Genomic DNA, 16,319 nt, shown 5'->3' with positions numbered 1-16,319 from the left:
TTGCCGGGTATCTGGAACACGGCTTTCAGAGATGCTAGGGAAAACCAAACGAGCAGAGACGGAGAGCAAGATGTTCCGCGCGTTCCTGATTGGTGTGACCCTGTTGACGCTGACAGCCTGCGAGACGGCCAAAGGCGCCGGGCGGGATATCCAAAAGGCCGGCGACGCCATCGAAGACGTGGCGGGTGACCTTCAGAGGAAGTTCTGAAGCCACTTGAACCCAGTGGTTGCCCTATGGACACACACCCAAAATATCGCAGGCTAGACACCCGAAACCGCAATATGTGGTTGAAAACACTGACCCGCGATAGTATTCATCGGGGCACAGGTGCATAGACGCGGTAATGCATCAGCTGACGCTGAGAACGGGGTCCGATTGCCATCGCAGTCGAACCCCGTTTTTCTTCTCGGGTTTGTTGTGAGTGGTAGCCTGTATGAAACTCCCGAGGCAAAAGAAAAAGGCGTCAGGTGCTCAGACGCGGTCTTCGCATGCATCCATAGGACGCTCCTGACGCCTTGCCGGCACGGGCCGCCCCAGAGGGCATTCCGTCCCAGTTGCTTGGGCTCCGAGGGAACCCCCGCCGCCGCTCGGCCCCCTAAGGCGCCTTGCAGCACGCACAGGCCATTCTGTGAAGCCGGTCACTCGCCCCGGGCACGAGACCCGATCACGACTGGCCAACTACCGGTAAGCCCTTGCGGTTCAAGGAAAATCCCGAAGGTCCACCCCTCACCGCCTTGGCCCCCTGGCCCTTGCGACCGCGCCGGTTCCTAAGAACCCTTGCGGTAGGGAAACTGTTACATCGGACCCGGTTTCAGACAAGAAAATAGCACCGCAGCATGAAAATTCGACGGGGATAAAATGTTGATATCCGCCGGGAAAGCGATGTGGATAAGTCTGGAAATTCCGATCTGACGCAGAGTTGCGGAGGGAAAATCCGGCGAGGCCCGAAATCGCGCCGCCCGCCCCGCTTTCTGCACCTGCGAACGCCGCCAGAGGCCGGTTTTTACCGTTTTGTACCAGAATCAGCACCCCATTCTTCCGAATCGTACAAAAGGAGATTCGCCGATGCGCTACACGGTTTCGCAGGCCCGCGCCCAGCTGGGGCAGCTGGTGATGCGGGCGCAGGACCCGCGCGAGGTGATCGTGCTGACCCGCCACGGCCGCCCGCTGGCGGCACTGGTCTCGATCCCCGAGGCCAACCGGATCTGGGAGCTGGAGGCCGAGGCCACCACCGGCTGGAAACACCCGCTGAGCGGGCTGCGCGGCTGGTGGTCGCGCGGCAAGGGGATACCGGGGATGGAGCCGGGGCCGGACGGCAATTACGTCACCCCCCGCGAGGCGGCGCTGCGGGTGCGCGAGATCCAGATGACCCGCGCCGAGGAACGCCGCATCCTGGAACGCGGCGGGCTGGAACCGGTCGAGGGCGGCGAGATCGCTTGCGTGTCCCGACGCCGCCGGTGGCGGTTCTGGCGCAGGGCGGGGTGAGGCCCCGCCCGGGTCTGCCGGTGGGCGGCGGGATCAGTTCAGGCCGAGCATTTCCTTGGCCTTGGCCAGCGTATCGACCGAGGCCTGGTGATCCCCGGCGTCGTGCAGTTTCTGGCCTTCGTCGCGCAGGGCCTCGACCTGCGCGATCTGCTCGTCGCTGAGGTCGGTGCCTGCCGCCAGCGCCGCGTCGATGGCGGCGATGTCGGTCGGGCATTGGAAGGCGAAAGCGGGCACGGCGAACAGCCAGAGTGCGGAAGCGATCGTCAGATGTTTCATCGGTGTATCCTCCCATAATGAGGGGCGGAGGATATCACGAAACGCCCCCCGGCTCAGCGGACCTTGGTCGGATGAAATCGCCCCGGCGGCGAGCGCGGGTGTGGCGGTTGATTGGCGGAGATGAGGGCAGCGCCGGCCCGAGGGGGTGAGCCCCGGGGCGCAAGCGCGCCGCCCGTTTTAGTAGAGGCAGACCTTCGGTTTGACGAGGGTGGATCATGCCGCAGGCATGCTTTCAGCATGACGAGGCCCGGCGGTACCAACAGCACTGTGGGGCTTCGGTCGACTTCAGTAACAGTGTGTTCTCAAAACCCACACTTCCAATTCGCTAGCTACTGAACGGATAAATTAAAACGGGATCTCATCTTCCCCTTCTTCGCCCCAAATGGCTTCGCCCTCATCAACCACTCTATCCAAGTATTCTTTATCAGCTTTACTCAGTTTTGTCCCATGCTCGCTCCTGATTAAGGAGAATAGTTCATAGAGATCCTTGTCTGTGACGATCCATCCCACTTGGTTATTTTTTTGGGCAATTTTGAGGATTCTATTAGCCGCGCCCAAGGTTAGCTCACCTTCAGCTAGCAACTCCGACACTACAGAGTGCGTTCTCGAAAATGACCTGCTGGCTTCCAATTCATCGATTATCGAATGAAGCTTAACCTCGCTTGCCAGCTTAATTGCTGGGAAGTGAGTTCGAAAAAACTCTGACAAACTCCGGTACAAGAAAATACGAGACGCGACGGTCGCCTTCTCCCAGTCTCTCCGCAAAATAGGCTTAAGAGATTTTGAATCTAGCTCACTGGAATAATCACCGTCCACCGAAATAAGATGCAAATCGTCGCCTCTGCCATCAAAGTACTCCAGCAAACACTCCCAGTTGACTTCATCGCCAACAGTATTCTTGCCCTTTCCAGGTGGATTTCCTAGCCGCCAACGTTTGATGGCTCGATGGAAAAGCTCTTCGGACACGTCGATGTCTTCGGCCAAATTGAGAAGTTCCGACGTTAGCTTGTCTGCACCCAATGAGATGGACTCCGCCCTCTCCCGGAATTTACTTATCAGTTTAGCGTAACTTTTTTCGAATTCATCTCGAGCCTTGACTGCATGTTCGAACTCATCAAATTCTCAAACTGCAGGTGGGAACGGGTACTCCCGCTTCTGCCCCATTTTGCTAAGCGTCTGAGAAATCACGGAGTCCCGGTTTCTTAAATATTCATCCTTTAGCTGATTCGTTGAAAGCAGCGAGATCTTGCCCGCTTTTATCAGTTCAACTAGCTTTCGGAGTTCTTCAAGAGAGTCTTGCTTTAGTCGAAAGAAATCCAAATAAACATTTGTATCAATGAATAGAAACATTTACCCATCCATTTTCAACGCAGAGATGAATGCCTCCTGAGGTATATCAACCTTGCCGAACTGGCGCATCTTCTTTTTGCCGGCCTTCTGCTTTTCCAGCAGCTTCCGCTTCCGCGTGGCATCCCCGCCATAGCATTTCGCGGTCACGTCCTTGCGCAGCGCGGATAGGGTCTCGCGGGCGATGACCTTGCCGCCGATGGCCGCCTGGATCGGGATCTTGAACATGTGGCGCGGGATCAGCTCTTTCAGCTTTTCGCACATGGCGCGGCCGCGGGTCTCGGCGCGGTCGCGGTGGACCATGACCGACAGCGCGTCCACCGGCTCGTCATTCACAAGGATCGACATCTTGACCAGGTTGTCCTGCCGGTAGCCGGTCATCTGGTAGTCGAAGCTGGCATAGCCCTTGGTCACCGATTTCAGACGGTCGTAGAAGTCGAAGACGACCTCGTTCAGCGGCAGGTCATAGACGACCATCGCGCGGCTGCCCGCATAGGTCAGGTCCAGCTGGATGCCGCGGCGGTCCTGACACAGCTTCAGCACGTCGCCCAGGTATTCGTCGGGCACGAGGATGGTGGCCTTGATGCGCGGTTCTTCCAGGTGGTCGACCTTGGACATGTCGGGCATGTCGGCGGGGTTGTGCAGCTCGATCATTTCGCCGTCTTTCATGTAGACGTGATAGATCACCGACGGCGCAGTGGTAATGAGCTCGATATCGTATTCGCGTTCGATGCGGTCGCGGATGACCTCGAGGTGCAGCAGACCCAGGAAGCCGCAGCGGAAGCCAAAGCCCAGGGCGGCCGAGGTCTCCATCTCGTAGGAGAAGCTGGCGTCGTTCAGGGCCAGTTTCTCGATCGCGTCGCGCAGGTCTTCGAATTCGGCGCTGTCCACGGGGAACAGGCCGCAGAACACCACCGGCTGCGCGGGTTTGAAGCCCGGCAGCGGTTCCTCGCAGCCGTTGCGGTCATTGGTGATGGTGTCGCCGACGCGGGTGTCGCGGACTTGCTTGATCGAGGCGGTGAGGAAGCCGATCTCGCCCGGGCCCAGCTGGTCGACCATCTGCATCTCGGGGCGGAAGACGCCGACGCGGTCGACATGGTGCAGGGTGCCGTTCGACATGAACTTGACCCGCATGCCCTTTTTCAGAACGCCGTCCATGATGCGGACCAGGACGATCACGCCCAGATAGGCGTCGTACCAGCTGTCCACCAGCATCGCCTTGAGCGGCGCGTCGCGCTCGCCCTTGGGCGCGGGCAGCTTGTGCACGATCGCCTCGAGCGTTTCGTGGATCCCCTCACCCGTCTTGGCCGAGACGCGGATGGCGTCCGTGGCGTCGATGCCGATCACGTCCTCGATCTGTTCGGCGACGCGGTCGCAGTCGGAGGCCGGCAGGTCGATCTTGTTGAGCACCGGCACGATCTCGTGATCCGCGTCGATGGCCTGATAGACGTTGGCCAGCGTCTGCGCCTCGACCCCTTGCGTCGAGTCCACCACCAGCAGCGAGCCTTCGACCGCGCGCATCGAGCGGCTGACCTCGTAGGCAAAGTCGACGTGGCCGGGGGTGTCGATCAGGTTCAGCACGTAGTGCTCGCCATTGTCGGCGGTATAGTCGATGCGGACGGTGTTGGCCTTGATGGTGATGCCGCGCTCGCGCTCGATATCCATGCTGTCGAGCAGCTGTTCCTTCATGTCGCGATCCTGCACCGTCCCGGTCTCCTGGATGAGCCGGTCGGCAAGGGTGGATTTGCCATGGTCGATATGCGCGACGATGGAGAAATTGCGGATATGAGCGAGGTCTGTCATGGGGTGGGATATGTCCGCAGATCGAGCCCCCGTCAAGCGGGATAAGGCATGTGGAACGACGCCGGCGGTCGCGCGGGGCCGGGATTTGCCGCACATGGCGTCCACGCGACATCCGGGGGCAATCGCAACCCCGCCTTCACCCGCCGATTGAAAAACGACCGACACTCCGACATACTCCCCCCATTGACGAGAGGGGCGCAGACCCCTCCGGACAGGCGGAACAAGGCAAGAGCATGAGACATTTTCTGAATTCAGCCATTTGCGCGGTCGCCGTGACCGCATTCTTTCCGACACCGGCACCGGCGGCCACGGGCGACATCAAGAGCGCCTGTCTGGCGACCAACCGGCCCGAGGCCACCCGGCAGCGCTGCACCTGCATTCAGGACGTGGCGGACGGCACGCTGTCGCCCCGGGAACAGCGCACCATCGCCAAGTGGTTCAGGGATCCGCATCAGGCGCAGACCGTCAAGATGTCGAAATCGGCCCATGACGACGCGTTGTGGGATCGCTATGAAACCTTCGGCCAGCTGGCGCAGGCCGCCTGCCGCTAGGCTTTGGGCGGCCACGATGGCTTGACCTGACCCCGCCCTGCCACCAGTAATGGCTAAACGGCAAGGGACGGCGGCATGGTGATGAAAGGGGTAACCCTGCGCGGGCTGGAGGTTTTCGCAGCGCTCGCGCGGACGGGATCGGTGGCGCAGGCCGCCGAGATCACCGGGTTGAGCCAGCCTTCGGTCAGCCAGCAGCTGCGCAACCTCGAGGCGGCCTTGGGCACCGATCTGGTCGATCATGGCCGCCGCCCGATGCGGCTGACGCAGGCCGGGCGCAGCTTTCTGGCCCGGACAGAAGCGGTGCTGAGCGAGCTGCAGCAGGCGCAGAGCGAGCTGATGGTGATGGATCTGGGCCATCTCAGCACCCTGTCCATCGGGCTGATCGACGATTTCGACAACGACCTGACGCCCCGGCTGGCGACCCTGCTGGCCGACAGCCTGACCCGCACGAAGTTCAAGCTGATCACCCTGCCCAGCCTGGAAATCTTCGAGGCGCTGCAGTCGCAGCGGCTGCATCTGGCGGTGTCGGCCCATACGGGCGAGGTGCTGGAGGGCGTGGTGGAATACCCTCTGGTCCGGGACCCGTTCATCCTGGTGGCGCCGAGGGGGGCCGTGCCGGACGGTGCGGACATCCTGGCGGCCCTGCGCGGCCTGCCCTTTCTGCGCTACGCGCGCGAGCAGCTGATCAGCCGGCAGATCGAGGCGCAGCTGGCGCGGCAGAAGCTGGACTTCGAGGAACGCTTCGAGATCGGCTCGCACCTGGCGCTGATGGCGATGGTGGCGCGGCGGCTGGGCTGGGCGCTGACGACGCCGCTGGGCTACATGCGGGCGGCGCGGTTCCATGACGAGATCGACGCCTTTCCGGTTCCGTTCGGGGATTTTTCGCGCACGATCTCGCTGTTCACCCGGTCGGACTGGTCCGACAAGGTGCCGCGTGACGTGGCCGAGATGATGCGGCGGCTGATGCAGAGCCAGATCGTCGATCCGGCAGTGGCGCGCCTGCCCTGGCTGAACGGGCGCCTCGCGGTGCTGGAGGCGTGACCGCCGGGGTCAGGCCAGATGCGCCCGCAGCCCTTCGACGGCGGTTTCGATGAGGTCCAGCGCGCCGTCGAAATCGCGGGTGTAATAGGGGTCGGGCACATGGGTCGCGCCGGTTTCCGGGGCGAAATCGGTCAGCAGGCGGGCGGGTGTCTCGTTGCCCTGCGGGCGCTGTGCCTCGATATCCGCGACGTTGTCCGCGTCCATCCCGAGGATCAGGTCGAAGCGGGAAAAGTCGGCTTGGGTGAACTGCCGGGCGCGCAGGCCGCCGAGGTCGAGGCCGCGGCGGCGGGCGGCCTGCTGCATCGGCCCGTAGGGCGGCTTGCCCACATGCCAGCCGGCGGTTCCAGCGCTGTCGGCGGCCAGGTGAGGCAGGCGGGCGCGAAAAACACCTTCGGCGGCGGGCGAACGGCAGATATTACCGAGACAGACAAAGAGGATTCGCTGGGTCATGCGGGTCGTTCTATCGGCTGGGGGAGACATGGAAAAGATCGTCATTCTGACAGGCGCCGGGATTTCGGCCGAAAGCGGTCTGGGCACCTTTCGCGACGAGGGCGGGCTGTGGTCGCGCCATCCGATCGAGGACGTGGCCACGCCCGAGGGGTTCGCCCGCGATCCGGCGCTGGTGCAGGGGTTCTACAATGCGCGGCGGGTGCAGGCGGCGCGCGCCCAGCCCAACGCGGCGCATCGGGCGCTGGCGCGGCTGCAGCGGAACTGGCCGGGCGAGGTGGTGATCGTCACGCAGAACGTGGACAGCCTGCACGAGGCAGGCGGCGCGCAAGGGGTGATCCACATGCACGGCACGCTGGCCGGGGCGCTCTGCGCCGCCTGCGGCCATCGCTGGCCCGCCCCGGACGAGATGGCGGTGGGAGAGCCCTGCCCCGCCTGCACCCGTCCCACCGCACGGCCCGACGTGGTGTGGTTCGGCGAGATGCCCTATCACATGGACGAGATCTATGACCATCTGGCCGGGGCCTCGATCTTTGCCGCCATCGGCACCTCGGGACAGGTCTATCCGGCGGCGGCCTTCGTGCACGAGGCGATCGCGGCCGGGGCACGGACGGTCGAGCTGAACCTTGAACCCTCGGCCGGGGTGTCGAGCTTTGACGAGACCGTGTTCGGACCCGCGACGCAGGTGGTGCCGGCCTGGGTGGACGGGCTGCTGGGGCAGAGGTGACTCGGGGCCGCGGCGCGGGCTATGCTGTCGCAAAACCGGACAGGGAGAGAGCGATGACCGAACCAGACAGGCCCCAGGGCGAGATCATGGAGGATGACCTCCTGGAGGGCCGCGAGGCGCTGGGGCAGACTCTGGCGGATCTGTGGTGGACCTTTCTGCTGCGCGGGGTGCTGGCCGGGGCCGTGGGCATCGCGGCGCTGTTCTGGCCCACGGGCAGCATCGCGCTGCTGCTGCGGCTGGTGGGTGTGCTGCTGGTACTGGATGGCGGGCTGACCCTGCTGGGATTCGGGCGGCGTGGCCTGATCGGGGGCGCGGGCATCGGGGCGGTGCTGATCGGGCTGGTCCTGCTGATCTGGCCCGAGGGCACCGCGCGGGTCGCCTTCTTCCTGCTGGGGGCCTGGGCGCTGATCATCGGGATCGGCTCGCTGATGTCGCTGGGGCAGATGCACCCGCAGGATCCGGCACGGCCCACCGTGCGCAATTCGGGGCTGGTGGCGCTGATCATCGGGCTGGTGCTGATCTTCTGGCCCGGCAGCGGGATGGTGGCGCTGGGCTGGGCCATCGCCTTCTCGGCGCTGGCTTTCGCGGCGGTCATGCTGGTGATGGCCAGCCGGTTCAAACGCGCGGGCGAGCAGGTGTCGATGCGCGTCGTCAACAGGTGACGGTTCACCCCCCTGGGCCACAGGCGCAAACAGGCCGGGCAACGCCCGGCCTGACGCATGGATGAGGGCCGCAGCGCGGCCTGAAGACGGGCGTTGCCTCAGTTCGAGTGCTTCTTGTGCATCATGCCGCCGTCCTTGCGCTCAAGATCGACGGGGATTTCCACTTCGATCTCGCCGGCTTTCTCGAAAACCAGCGTGACGGGGATCATGTCGCCCTGTTCGAAGGGCTGTTTCAGGCCCATGAACATGACATGGTCGCCGCCGCGCGCCAGCATGTGGGTTTCGCCGGCGGGGATGGCAAAGCCTTCTTCGACGTGGACCATCTGGGCCACGCCCTCGTCATTGATCTTGTGGGTGTGCAGTTCAACCTTGGCGGCGACGTCCGACTTGGCGTCGATCAGGCGGTCATCGGTCTCGCCCTTGTTCATGATCATCATGAAGGCGGCGCCGGCCTTGGCGTTCATGCCCGAGGCGCGCGCATAGGCGTCTTCGATCATGATCATGCCGTCGGCCAGGGCGGCGCCGGCGAGGGTGAGGGTTGCGGCTGCTGCAAGCAGGGTGGATTTGAGCGACATCGCGTCTCTCCTTGAATTCTGTTTGTCTGACAATGTTGAGGGTTGGGATGTGTCAGGCAGAAAGCGGAGGTGCGCGCGCCGGCGTGGCGGGCAGCGGTTGCGAGATCAGGCTGTGCGCGGTCCGAGACGGCTCGGGCATGGCGCGGGGAGGGGCGACCGGAACCGGCGCTTGGTCCGGGGCGATGGCCCCCAGCACGGTCAGGGCATAGTCGGGGCAGTAGTGGGGCGGCTGCGCGGGCTGCCCCTGTTCGTCCATGTAGACGACCACCGGGCCGGTGCCGGTGCAGATCTCCATCTGGCCGACGGCGGCGTTCAGGCCACGCGAGGCGGCAAGGCCCTGCCCGGTCAGGGCCACGAGCATCGCGAGCGCAAGCGCCAGATATGCGCGGAGAACCGTCTTCATCTCGCGGAATCTATAGGCGCGGGCCGCGGGGCGCTTCAAGCGCAATCGGTCACCTGCGACAGCAAGCCCCCCGACTGCAACGCGAAAAGGCGTATCGGCGTTCGACCCCGTGGGTCAGCGGCGGTGATCCCTCTGCGACCCGAGGGCCGTATTCGGGCTCACATGGCTGCGATTGACCACGCTTTGCATCTGGGCGCATTGCTTGATGGCGCGGGCCACTGTCGAGAGGAAAACATAGGTTCGTGAAAATATGGCAGCAGGCATTTTGAGGACTCACCGGCTTGGCAACGATCCGGTTTTCTAGCCTGTATTGGATGGCCTGTCTGTGAACGGGGTCACACTGCGCCCGCCTCTTGCCACAACGCGAAAACCCCGCGCTGGAGCAGCACGGGGTTTCGAAATTCGGTGCCGGTGGAGGCGGATCAGGCCGAGGCTTGTGCCTTGGCGATCTCTTTCTTCACCTTCAGGGCGTTGGGCGACAGGTCTTCGTCCTTGGCCTTGGCCAGGAACGCGTCCAGACCGCCACGGTGGTCGACCGAGCGCAGGGCAGCCGCCGAGATGCGCAGCTTGACGCCACGGCCCAGGGTTTCCGACTGCAGGGTCACGTCGTTCAGGTTGGGCAGAAAGCGACGCTTGGTCTTGTTGTTGGCATGGCTGACATTGTTGCCAGTCATCGGGCCTTTTCCGGTCAGTTCGCAACGGCGCGACATGGTTTCATCCTTTGTTTCTGGAGGCAGCCAAGAGTATCGTCTGCCAAATCACAAGGGGCGCGGCCGTTAGGCGCGCCCGAAAACTGGTTGGAGCCGTGTAGTGGGAATCGCGCGAAGGGTCAAGATGGGTGTCGCGAAATCTTTGCCTTTGCGCCGGTTGCGGCCGGAATTCGGGAAATGGCCCTTTCAGGGCCATGCCTCCGGCGGGAGTATTTGGCAAAAGGTGAAGGTCTGTGAGGTCATTGCGCCTTGAGGGCCGCCAGCATCCGTTCGGCCGCGGCGGCGGGGCTGAGGCGGCCTTCGGAAACCTCGGCGCTGAGTCGTTCCATCTCGGCCTTTGATGCGTCGGTTTCCAGGCGCGCCAGCAGGGCGTGCCGGACCTCCTGGTCGAACCAGTAGCGGGCCTGCGCGGCGCGGTTGGCGGCCCAGTGGCTGTTTTCCTTGCGCCAGTTGGCAAGCGCCTGCATCTCGTTCCAGGCTTCGGCCAGGCCCTGTTCCTCGATGGCGGAGACCATCAGCGCCTTGGGGAACCCCTCGGGGTCCTGCGGGCGTTTACGCAGCAGACGCAGGGCGCCGGAATAGTCGGCGCAGGTGCGGGTGGCGGCCGGTTTCAGGTCTCCGTCGGCCTTGTTGATCAGGATGAGGTCGGCCATTTCCATGATGCCGCGCTTGACGCCCTGCAGCTCGTCGCCGCCGGCCGGCGCCAGCAGCAGCAGGAACAGGTCGGACATTTCCGAGACCACGGTTTCCGACTGGCCGACGCCGACGGTTTCGATCAGCACCACGTCGAAGCCCGCCGCCTCGCACAGCGCCACCGCCTCGCGGGTGCGGCGGGCGACGCCGCCGAGATGGGTCTGGCTGGGCGAGGGGCGGATGAAGGCGCCCGGCTCGCGGCTGAGGCGCTCCATCCGGGTCTTGTCGCCGAGGATCGAGCCGCCGGAGCGGGCGGAGCTGGGATCGACCGCCAGCACGGCGACGCGCAGCCCCTGCCCCGTCAGCAGCATGCCGAAGCTTTCGATGAAGGTGGATTTGCCCACGCCCGGTGTGCCCGAGAGGCCGATGCGCAGGGCCTGGCGACCGGAGGTGGAGAGGCGCTCCAGCAGTTCGGTGGCCTGCGCCCGGTGATCCTCGCGCCGGCTTTCCACCAGCGTGATGGCGCGGGCCAGGGCCCGCCGGTCGCCTGCCAGGATCTTTTCGGCCAGCTGTTCGATGTCCATGGATCTCCCCCCCGCGCGAATTTCGCCTAGATGACGTGGGGGAGGGTGTTTTGTCCAGACCCGGCAGGTGGCGGGATTTGCCGCAGGCGGGCGCTGGACCTGGGCCGGCGCTTTGGCGATAAGGCGGGATGATGAGACTGCCCATAGACGACGCCCTGCCCGATCTGATCGCCGCGCTGAAAGCGCGCGGCCGTGCCGTGCTGCAGGCGCCTCCGGGTGCGGGCAAGACGACGCGGGTGCCGCTGGCGATGCTGGAGGCCGGGGTGACGGGTGGCCGCATCGTCATGTTGGAGCCGCGCAGGCTGGCGGCGCGGGCGGCGGCGGAGCGGATGGCCGAGACGCTAGGCGAGCGCGCGGGCGAGACCGTCGGCTACCGGGTGCGGGGCGAGGTCAAGGTGTCCAGGGCCACCCGGATCGAGGTGGTCACCGAGGGGATTCTGACGCGGATGCTGCAATCCGAGCCGGATCTGCCCGGTGTGGGCGCGGTGATTTTCGACGAGTTCCACGAACGCTCGCTGAATGCCGATCTGGGGCTGGCGCTGGCGCTGGAAGTGGCCGGGGCGCTGCGCGACGACCTGATCCTGCTGGCCATGTCGGCGACGTTGGACGCAGAGCCGGTGGCGCGGTTGATGGAAGCGCCGCTGGTCACCTCGGAAGGGCGCAGCCACCCGGTCGAGACGACGTGGCTGGAGCGCCCCTTGCGCGCGCAGACTGACCGGTTGGAGGCGCTGGTCGAACTGGTGGTGCGGGCCGAGCGCGAGAGCCGGGCCAGTGGCGGCGGGCTGCTGGTGTTCCTGCCCGGAGAGCGCGAGATCCGGCGGGCCGAAGCCGCGCTGGCCGGAAAGCTGCCGCCGGATTGCGTGTTGCGGCCGCTGTTCGGGGCGATGCCCTTTGCCGCCCAGCGCGCGGCGCTGACGCCCGAGAAATCGGGGCGCAAGGTGGTGCTGGCGACCTCGATCGCCGAGACATCGCTGACCATTCCCGACATCCGGGTGGTGGTGGACATGGGGCAGGCCCGGCGGGCGCGCTTCGATCCGGGCTCGGGCATGTCGCGGCTGGTGACCGAGCGGGTCACGCGGGCCGAGGCGACCCAGCGGGCCGGGCGCGCGGGCCGCGTGGCCGAAGGCGTGTGCTATCGGCTGTGGTCGAAGGGCGAGGAAGGCGCCCTGCCCGCCTTTCCGCCGGCCGAGATCGAAGCGGCGGACCTGACCGGGCTGGCTCTGGAGCTTGCCGTCTGGGGGGCGGAGCCGGGGGACCTGGCGCTGCTGACGCAGCCACCCGAGGGCGCGATGGCCGAGGCGCGGGCGCTGCTGACCATGCTGGGGGCGCTGGACGGCAAGGGGCGGGTCACGGCGCATGGGCGTGCGCTGGCGGCGCTGCCGCTGCATCCGCGGCTGGGGCACATGCTGTTGCAGGCCGGCGAAGGCGCGGCCCCTCTGGCGGCGCTGATGGCGGAACGCGATCCGCTGCGGGGGGCGCCCTCGGACCTGGCGCTGCGGATGGAGGCGCTGCGGGACGCCAAGGCGTTTCAGCGCAACCGGCCATGGCCGGTGAACATGGGCGTGCTGGAGCGGATCAAGGCCGAGGCCGGGCGGTTGAAGCGGCAGGCCGGGACGGCGGGGGCGCAGGGTGTCGCGGCCATGGCGGCGATGGCCTATCCCGACCGGATCGGTCAGCGGCGCAAGGGCGACGAGCCGCGTTTCGTTCTGTCGGGGGGCAAGGGGGCCATTCTGGCCAGTGACGACCCGCTCGCGGGCGCGCCCTATGTCGTGGCGGTGGACACGGATGGAAACCCGCGAGAGGCGCGGATCCGGCTTGCGGCGCAGATCTCGGAACGCGAGATCCGGGAGTTGTTTGCCGATCAGATCGAATGGGTCGAGATCTGCGAATGGTCCCGCAGGGATCGGCGCGTCGTGGCGCGGCGGCAGGAGCGGTTCGGGGCGATCACGCTGGATGACCGTATCTGGAAGGATGTGCCCGAGGAGGCGGTCGCCCGCGCCATGCTGGACGGGGTGCGCGATCTGGGCCTGCGGCTGGAGGGCGCGGCGGCGCGGCTGGCCGCTCGGGTCGAGCTGGTGCGGGCCGAGGGGGCGGACCTGCCGGATTTCTCGCCGCAGGGGCTGATGGAGTCGCTGGAGGCGTGGCTGCTGCCGATGCTGTCAGGGGTGAAATCGGCGGAGGACTGGAAGCGGTTCGATCTGCTGCCCGCGCTGAAGGCCCGGCTGAGCTGGGAGCAGGCGCAGGAACTGGACCGGCGGGCGCCGGGCTCGTTCACGACGCCGCTGGGGCGGAAGATCCCGATCGACTATGGCGGCGAGGCGCCGGAGATCGCGGTGCGGTTGCAGGAGCTGTTCGGGGTGACGCGGCACCCGGTCGTGGGGGGGCAGCCGCTGAAGATCACCCTGCTGTCGCCCGCGCAGCGCCCGATCCAGATCACCCGCGACCTGCCGGGGTTCTGGGCCGGCTCCTATGCGGATGTGCGCAAGGACATGCGGGCGCAATATCCCAAGCACCCGTGGCCGGAGGACCCGACGCAGGCCGATCCGACCCTGCGCGCGAAACCCCGGCGCTGAGGCAGGCGGCAAGCGCAGAGGGGCGTTGCCCGGCCGTCAGAGCAATGCACAACGAACTGCCGACATTTTTTTCAAATTGCGGACTTCGCGCATGACTGCCAGAGCAACACGATGATGAGGCGCCTGGAATGAGCCAATCGGATCACGCCGAAACCACCGCCTTGCGTCCGTCGGGCTACGCGCTGCTCACCACACCGTGACATCCGAGCATGAAACGGCGATCCCAAACTCCGCGCTCTGCACGGCAGGCGCTCATGTTCGGCCAGGCAGCTTCGTGGAACGCCGCTCGGGCAGGAACTCGTCGACGACCATGTACGAGACAATCACAATCAGGGCCGAGAGGCCGATCTGAACCACGCGGATGATGCTCTTTACGTCAGCTTCATCCGAAAAGGGCGCGATCGAGCCCCCATAGACAACGAGAACGGTCGACAGGGCCGATCCTGCCGCGGGCGCCAGCGGGTGGTCGGACTTGCTCAGCGTTCCGAGCGAGACGCAAAGGAACACTGCCAGCAATATGGCCGTCATGGCGCTCGGCGCGACGACATTGATCTCGTAGAAAACGACGGCAATGCCGGCGCCGAGCAGGTTGGCGGTCAGCATGCCGATGGCGACCTTCTTGCCGGCGGCCGGCATGGCGGCAAGCTGCTGGCTCAGCAGCGCGACGAAGAACAGCACGAGCAGGGCCGACCACCCGAACAGAAAGAAGGCAAGCGCGAAGGGTACGGTCACCAGGGACATGCGCACCAGCCTGCGGACTGGGTCGAAATCCGGCGCGGGCGTTTCGGGCTTCGCTGCGCCGGGCGCTGCCGGCTTTGCCGGGATGATCGTGAAGCTCAGGGCCGAGGCAAAGCCGGCAATCAGAAGGTTGCCCGGAATCCATGCCACCAGGACCAGGGCCAGTTCCTTTGATTGCACGATGATGTTCGGGATCATCATCGCGGCCATCAACGCCAGCACGCCCGGCAGGATGCCTGCTCCGGCGATCGACCAACCGAAGGACAGGACGATCGCAAGGGCGACAGCGCCCAGAAACACCAGCGGATAGGGGGCAAGGAGCGAAAAGACGACCCACGACCCGAACATGAGCAGGATTGCGAACAGAAACAGCTTTGCCGCGACCTTGATCTGCATCGGCGCCGGTGCCTGCAGGAACAGCGCCGTGAAGACTGCGCCGATGAAGGAGAGCGGCCAGTCGAGGAGCAGCCCGAGGCCAAACACCCCGACCGTGCCGATGGTCAATCGCAGGATCGCGCGCCGGTCTTCAGTAGGCATAGGACAAGAACGCCACCGCTTTGATATACATGCGGCCGACGAAATTCATCAGCGTATTGTCGGTCGTGTAGAGAATGACATCCGCCTGACCGTTCAACTGGAATCTCAGGTCGTCCTCAAGGCTGCCGGCCTCGTAGCCTGGCAGGATGATGCGAACCGGGAAGCGTTCGGCCTCGCGCAGGAAACCGGCTGTCGAAGGCGCGCTTGCCAGTTCACCCGGCGTATCGGCGCCGCTGACGGAAACCCCGCTGCTGAAGCTTTCGATCTCGCCCTTCAGAACCCGGCCGGGATGCATGTTCAGCACCACCTCGACCGGTGTTCCGATCTGGGCCAGACCGATATTGTTCTCGGTCAAGTAGGCCTCGATCCACACATCCGTCCCGTCGAGGAAGGTGACGAGGGGGCTGCCAGAGCGGGCATAGGTTCCCGGCGCGATCAGAAGATTGGAAACGACACCGTCCGCCGGCGCCTTCAACTCTGTCCATTCGAGGTTCAGGTCGGCTTCGGCAAGGGCGGCCAGTGCTCGCTGGATCTTGGCATTGTCCTGCCCTTCGTCGCCCAGCCGTTGCCTGGCCTTCTCCAGATCCGCCTTCGCGTTCTCGAGGCTGGCTTCTGCCTCGGCCAGTTTGCCCCTGGCGTCATCCGCCTGGGCGATCGAAACCAAACCCTTCTTCTCGAGAGCGAAGATTCGCGCGCTTTGCAGCCGAAGCGTGTCCAGGTCCACCTGCGAACGGGCAACCCTGGCTTGCGCCGCGCTGACGTCCGCAGACGATGCCCCGACCTCCTGAGTGGCCGAAGCCAGGTCGGCCTCGGCCTTTTCCCGGTCGATCTCGTAGGGGCGTCGGTCGATCCTGACCAACACGTCCCCGGCCGAAACAACATCGCCATTCTCGACCAGCACTTCGGTCACCGTGCCGGTCACGCGAGGAACGATCTGGGTGGCAACCACCTTGACGCGCGCATTTCCGGTGATCGGCGTCATGCGATCTGCCGCGATGTACCAGACCAGAAACAGAACAAGGATTGCGACCGTCGTCCAGATTGTCCGCTTCATTCGACCCCTCCCGCGACCGCTTCTTCGCCCGTTTCCGCATCTTCGGCCTCGGAGCCCTGGTTGATCCAGAGGCTTGGCGTGCCCCCATCGGGTGGTCCGGTTTGATTGTTAGTGCATCGTCGGCCTCTGGTCCATCGGCACGATGCTTTCGGGCGCAGGCGGGCGGTAGCCC

General features: G+C 65.1%; 18 protein-coding genes. 7 read left to right on the top strand and 11 right to left on the bottom strand.

Annotated elements, in window-relative coordinates:
• Positions 1-70 precede the first annotated feature (70 nt).
• Positions 71-208, top strand: coding sequence for an entericidin A/B family lipoprotein (locus tag AVO45_RS19490; RefSeq protein WP_082688832.1), 138 nt, complete (start codon positions 71-73; stop codon positions 206-208).
• A gap of 858 nt (positions 209-1,066) precedes the next feature.
• On the top strand, positions 1,067-1,486 hold the full coding sequence (locus AVO45_RS15635; RefSeq protein ID WP_068348797.1) for a type II toxin-antitoxin system Phd/YefM family antitoxin: 420 nt from the start codon (positions 1,067-1,069) through the stop codon (positions 1,484-1,486).
• Between the two features lie 33 nt (positions 1,487-1,519).
• On the opposite strand, the gene AVO45_RS15630 is transcribed toward AVO45_RS15635, so the two are convergent.
• The 4 genes from AVO45_RS15630 to lepA form a co-directional block, all read right to left on the bottom strand.
• Positions 1,520-1,762 carry a hypothetical protein gene (locus tag AVO45_RS15630; RefSeq protein WP_068348794.1) on the bottom strand — a complete coding sequence of 81 codons (243 nt, stop codon included), beginning with the start codon at positions 1,760-1,762 and terminating at the stop codon, positions 1,520-1,522.
• A gap of 345 nt (positions 1,763-2,107) precedes the next feature.
• The gene (locus tag AVO45_RS15625) at positions 2,108-2,782 is read right to left on the bottom strand and encodes a PIN domain-containing protein (protein ID WP_068348791.1); all 675 of its coding nucleotides are present in this window, start codon (positions 2,780-2,782) and stop codon (positions 2,108-2,110) included.
• Between the two features lie 102 nt (positions 2,783-2,884).
• Positions 2,885-3,112 (bottom strand): PIN domain-containing protein, encoded by a 228-nt coding sequence (locus AVO45_RS20215; RefSeq protein WP_068348787.1) that lies wholly within the window; start codon positions 3,110-3,112, stop codon positions 2,885-2,887.
• Positions 3,113-4,912 carry a translation elongation factor 4 gene (gene lepA / locus AVO45_RS15615; RefSeq protein ID WP_068348784.1) on the bottom strand — a complete coding sequence of 600 codons (1,800 nt, stop codon included), beginning with the start codon at positions 4,910-4,912 and terminating at the stop codon, positions 3,113-3,115.
• Positions 4,913-5,145: 233 nt separating this feature from the next.
• Here lepA and AVO45_RS15610 point away from each other — a divergent pair, with 233 nt between their 5' ends.
• Both AVO45_RS15610 and AVO45_RS15605 read left to right on the top strand, forming a co-directional pair.
• Positions 5,146-5,463, top strand: a complete 318-nt coding sequence (locus AVO45_RS15610) for a hypothetical protein (protein WP_068348782.1) — start codon at positions 5,146-5,148, stop codon at positions 5,461-5,463.
• A 75-nt stretch (positions 5,464-5,538) separates the two neighbouring features.
• Positions 5,539-6,504 carry a LysR family transcriptional regulator gene (locus AVO45_RS15605; protein ID WP_068348779.1) on the top strand — a complete coding sequence of 322 codons (966 nt, stop codon included), beginning with the start codon at positions 5,539-5,541 and terminating at the stop codon, positions 6,502-6,504.
• Positions 6,505-6,513: 9 nt separating this feature from the next.
• Here AVO45_RS15605 and AVO45_RS15600 read toward each other — a convergent pair whose 3' ends face one another.
• The gene (locus tag AVO45_RS15600; RefSeq protein WP_068348776.1) at positions 6,514-6,954 is read right to left on the bottom strand and encodes a low molecular weight protein-tyrosine-phosphatase; all 441 of its coding nucleotides are present in this window, start codon (positions 6,952-6,954) and stop codon (positions 6,514-6,516) included.
• 28 nt (positions 6,955-6,982) lie between these two features.
• Between AVO45_RS15600 and AVO45_RS15595 the strand changes: the two genes are divergently transcribed.
• Positions 6,983-7,678 carry an NAD-dependent deacylase gene (locus AVO45_RS15595; protein ID WP_068348773.1) on the top strand — a complete coding sequence of 232 codons (696 nt, stop codon included), beginning with the start codon at positions 6,983-6,985 and terminating at the stop codon, positions 7,676-7,678.
• Between the two features lie 53 nt (positions 7,679-7,731).
• Positions 7,732-8,340, top strand: coding sequence for an HdeD family acid-resistance protein (locus tag AVO45_RS15590; RefSeq protein ID WP_068348770.1), 609 nt, complete (start codon positions 7,732-7,734; stop codon positions 8,338-8,340).
• Between the two features lie 98 nt (positions 8,341-8,438).
• Here the strand turns inward: AVO45_RS15590 and AVO45_RS15585 are convergent, their stop codons facing one another.
• The 4 genes from AVO45_RS15585 to meaB all read right to left on the bottom strand — a co-directional run bounded on the left by AVO45_RS15585 (position 8,439) and on the right by meaB (position 11,245).
• Entirely contained in the window at positions 8,439-8,915 is a 477-nt protein-coding gene (locus AVO45_RS15585; protein WP_068348766.1) for a copper chaperone PCu(A)C, read from the bottom strand.
• 52 nt (positions 8,916-8,967) lie between these two features.
• Positions 8,968-9,318, bottom strand: coding sequence for a hypothetical protein (locus AVO45_RS15580; protein WP_068348762.1), 351 nt, complete (start codon positions 9,316-9,318; stop codon positions 8,968-8,970).
• Between the two features lie 422 nt (positions 9,319-9,740).
• Positions 9,741-10,028, bottom strand: coding sequence for a 50S ribosomal protein L28 (rpmB, locus tag AVO45_RS15575; RefSeq protein ID WP_040634222.1), 288 nt, complete (start codon positions 10,026-10,028; stop codon positions 9,741-9,743).
• Between the two features lie 239 nt (positions 10,029-10,267).
• Positions 10,268-11,245 carry a methylmalonyl Co-A mutase-associated GTPase MeaB gene (gene meaB, locus AVO45_RS15570; RefSeq protein WP_068348759.1) on the bottom strand — a complete coding sequence of 326 codons (978 nt, stop codon included), beginning with the start codon at positions 11,243-11,245 and terminating at the stop codon, positions 10,268-10,270.
• 128 nt (positions 11,246-11,373) lie between these two features.
• Here meaB and hrpB point away from each other — a divergent pair, with 128 nt between their 5' ends.
• Positions 11,374-13,818 carry an ATP-dependent helicase HrpB gene (gene hrpB / locus AVO45_RS15565; protein ID WP_068348756.1) on the top strand — a complete coding sequence of 815 codons (2,445 nt, stop codon included), beginning with the start codon at positions 11,374-11,376 and terminating at the stop codon, positions 13,816-13,818.
• Positions 13,819-14,070: 252 nt separating this feature from the next.
• Here the strand turns inward: hrpB and AVO45_RS15560 are convergent, their stop codons facing one another.
• Positions 14,071-15,093 carry a DUF2955 domain-containing protein gene (locus tag AVO45_RS15560; RefSeq protein ID WP_068348754.1) on the bottom strand — a complete coding sequence of 341 codons (1,023 nt, stop codon included), beginning with the start codon at positions 15,091-15,093 and terminating at the stop codon, positions 14,071-14,073.
• Entirely contained in the window at positions 15,083-16,147 is a 1,065-nt protein-coding gene (locus tag AVO45_RS15555) for an HlyD family secretion protein (protein ID WP_068348751.1), read from the bottom strand. The genes AVO45_RS15560 and AVO45_RS15555 overlap by 11 nt, the downstream gene beginning before the upstream one ends.
• Between the last annotated feature and the right edge of the window lie 172 nt (positions 16,148-16,319).

This window comes from Ruegeria marisrubri (assembly GCF_001507595.1).
Lineage (GTDB): Bacteria > Pseudomonadota > Alphaproteobacteria > Rhodobacterales > Rhodobacteraceae > Ruegeria > Ruegeria marisrubri.
The sequence above is the reverse complement of the archived record's forward strand: the minus strand, read 5'-3'. Positions and strand labels throughout refer to the sequence as shown.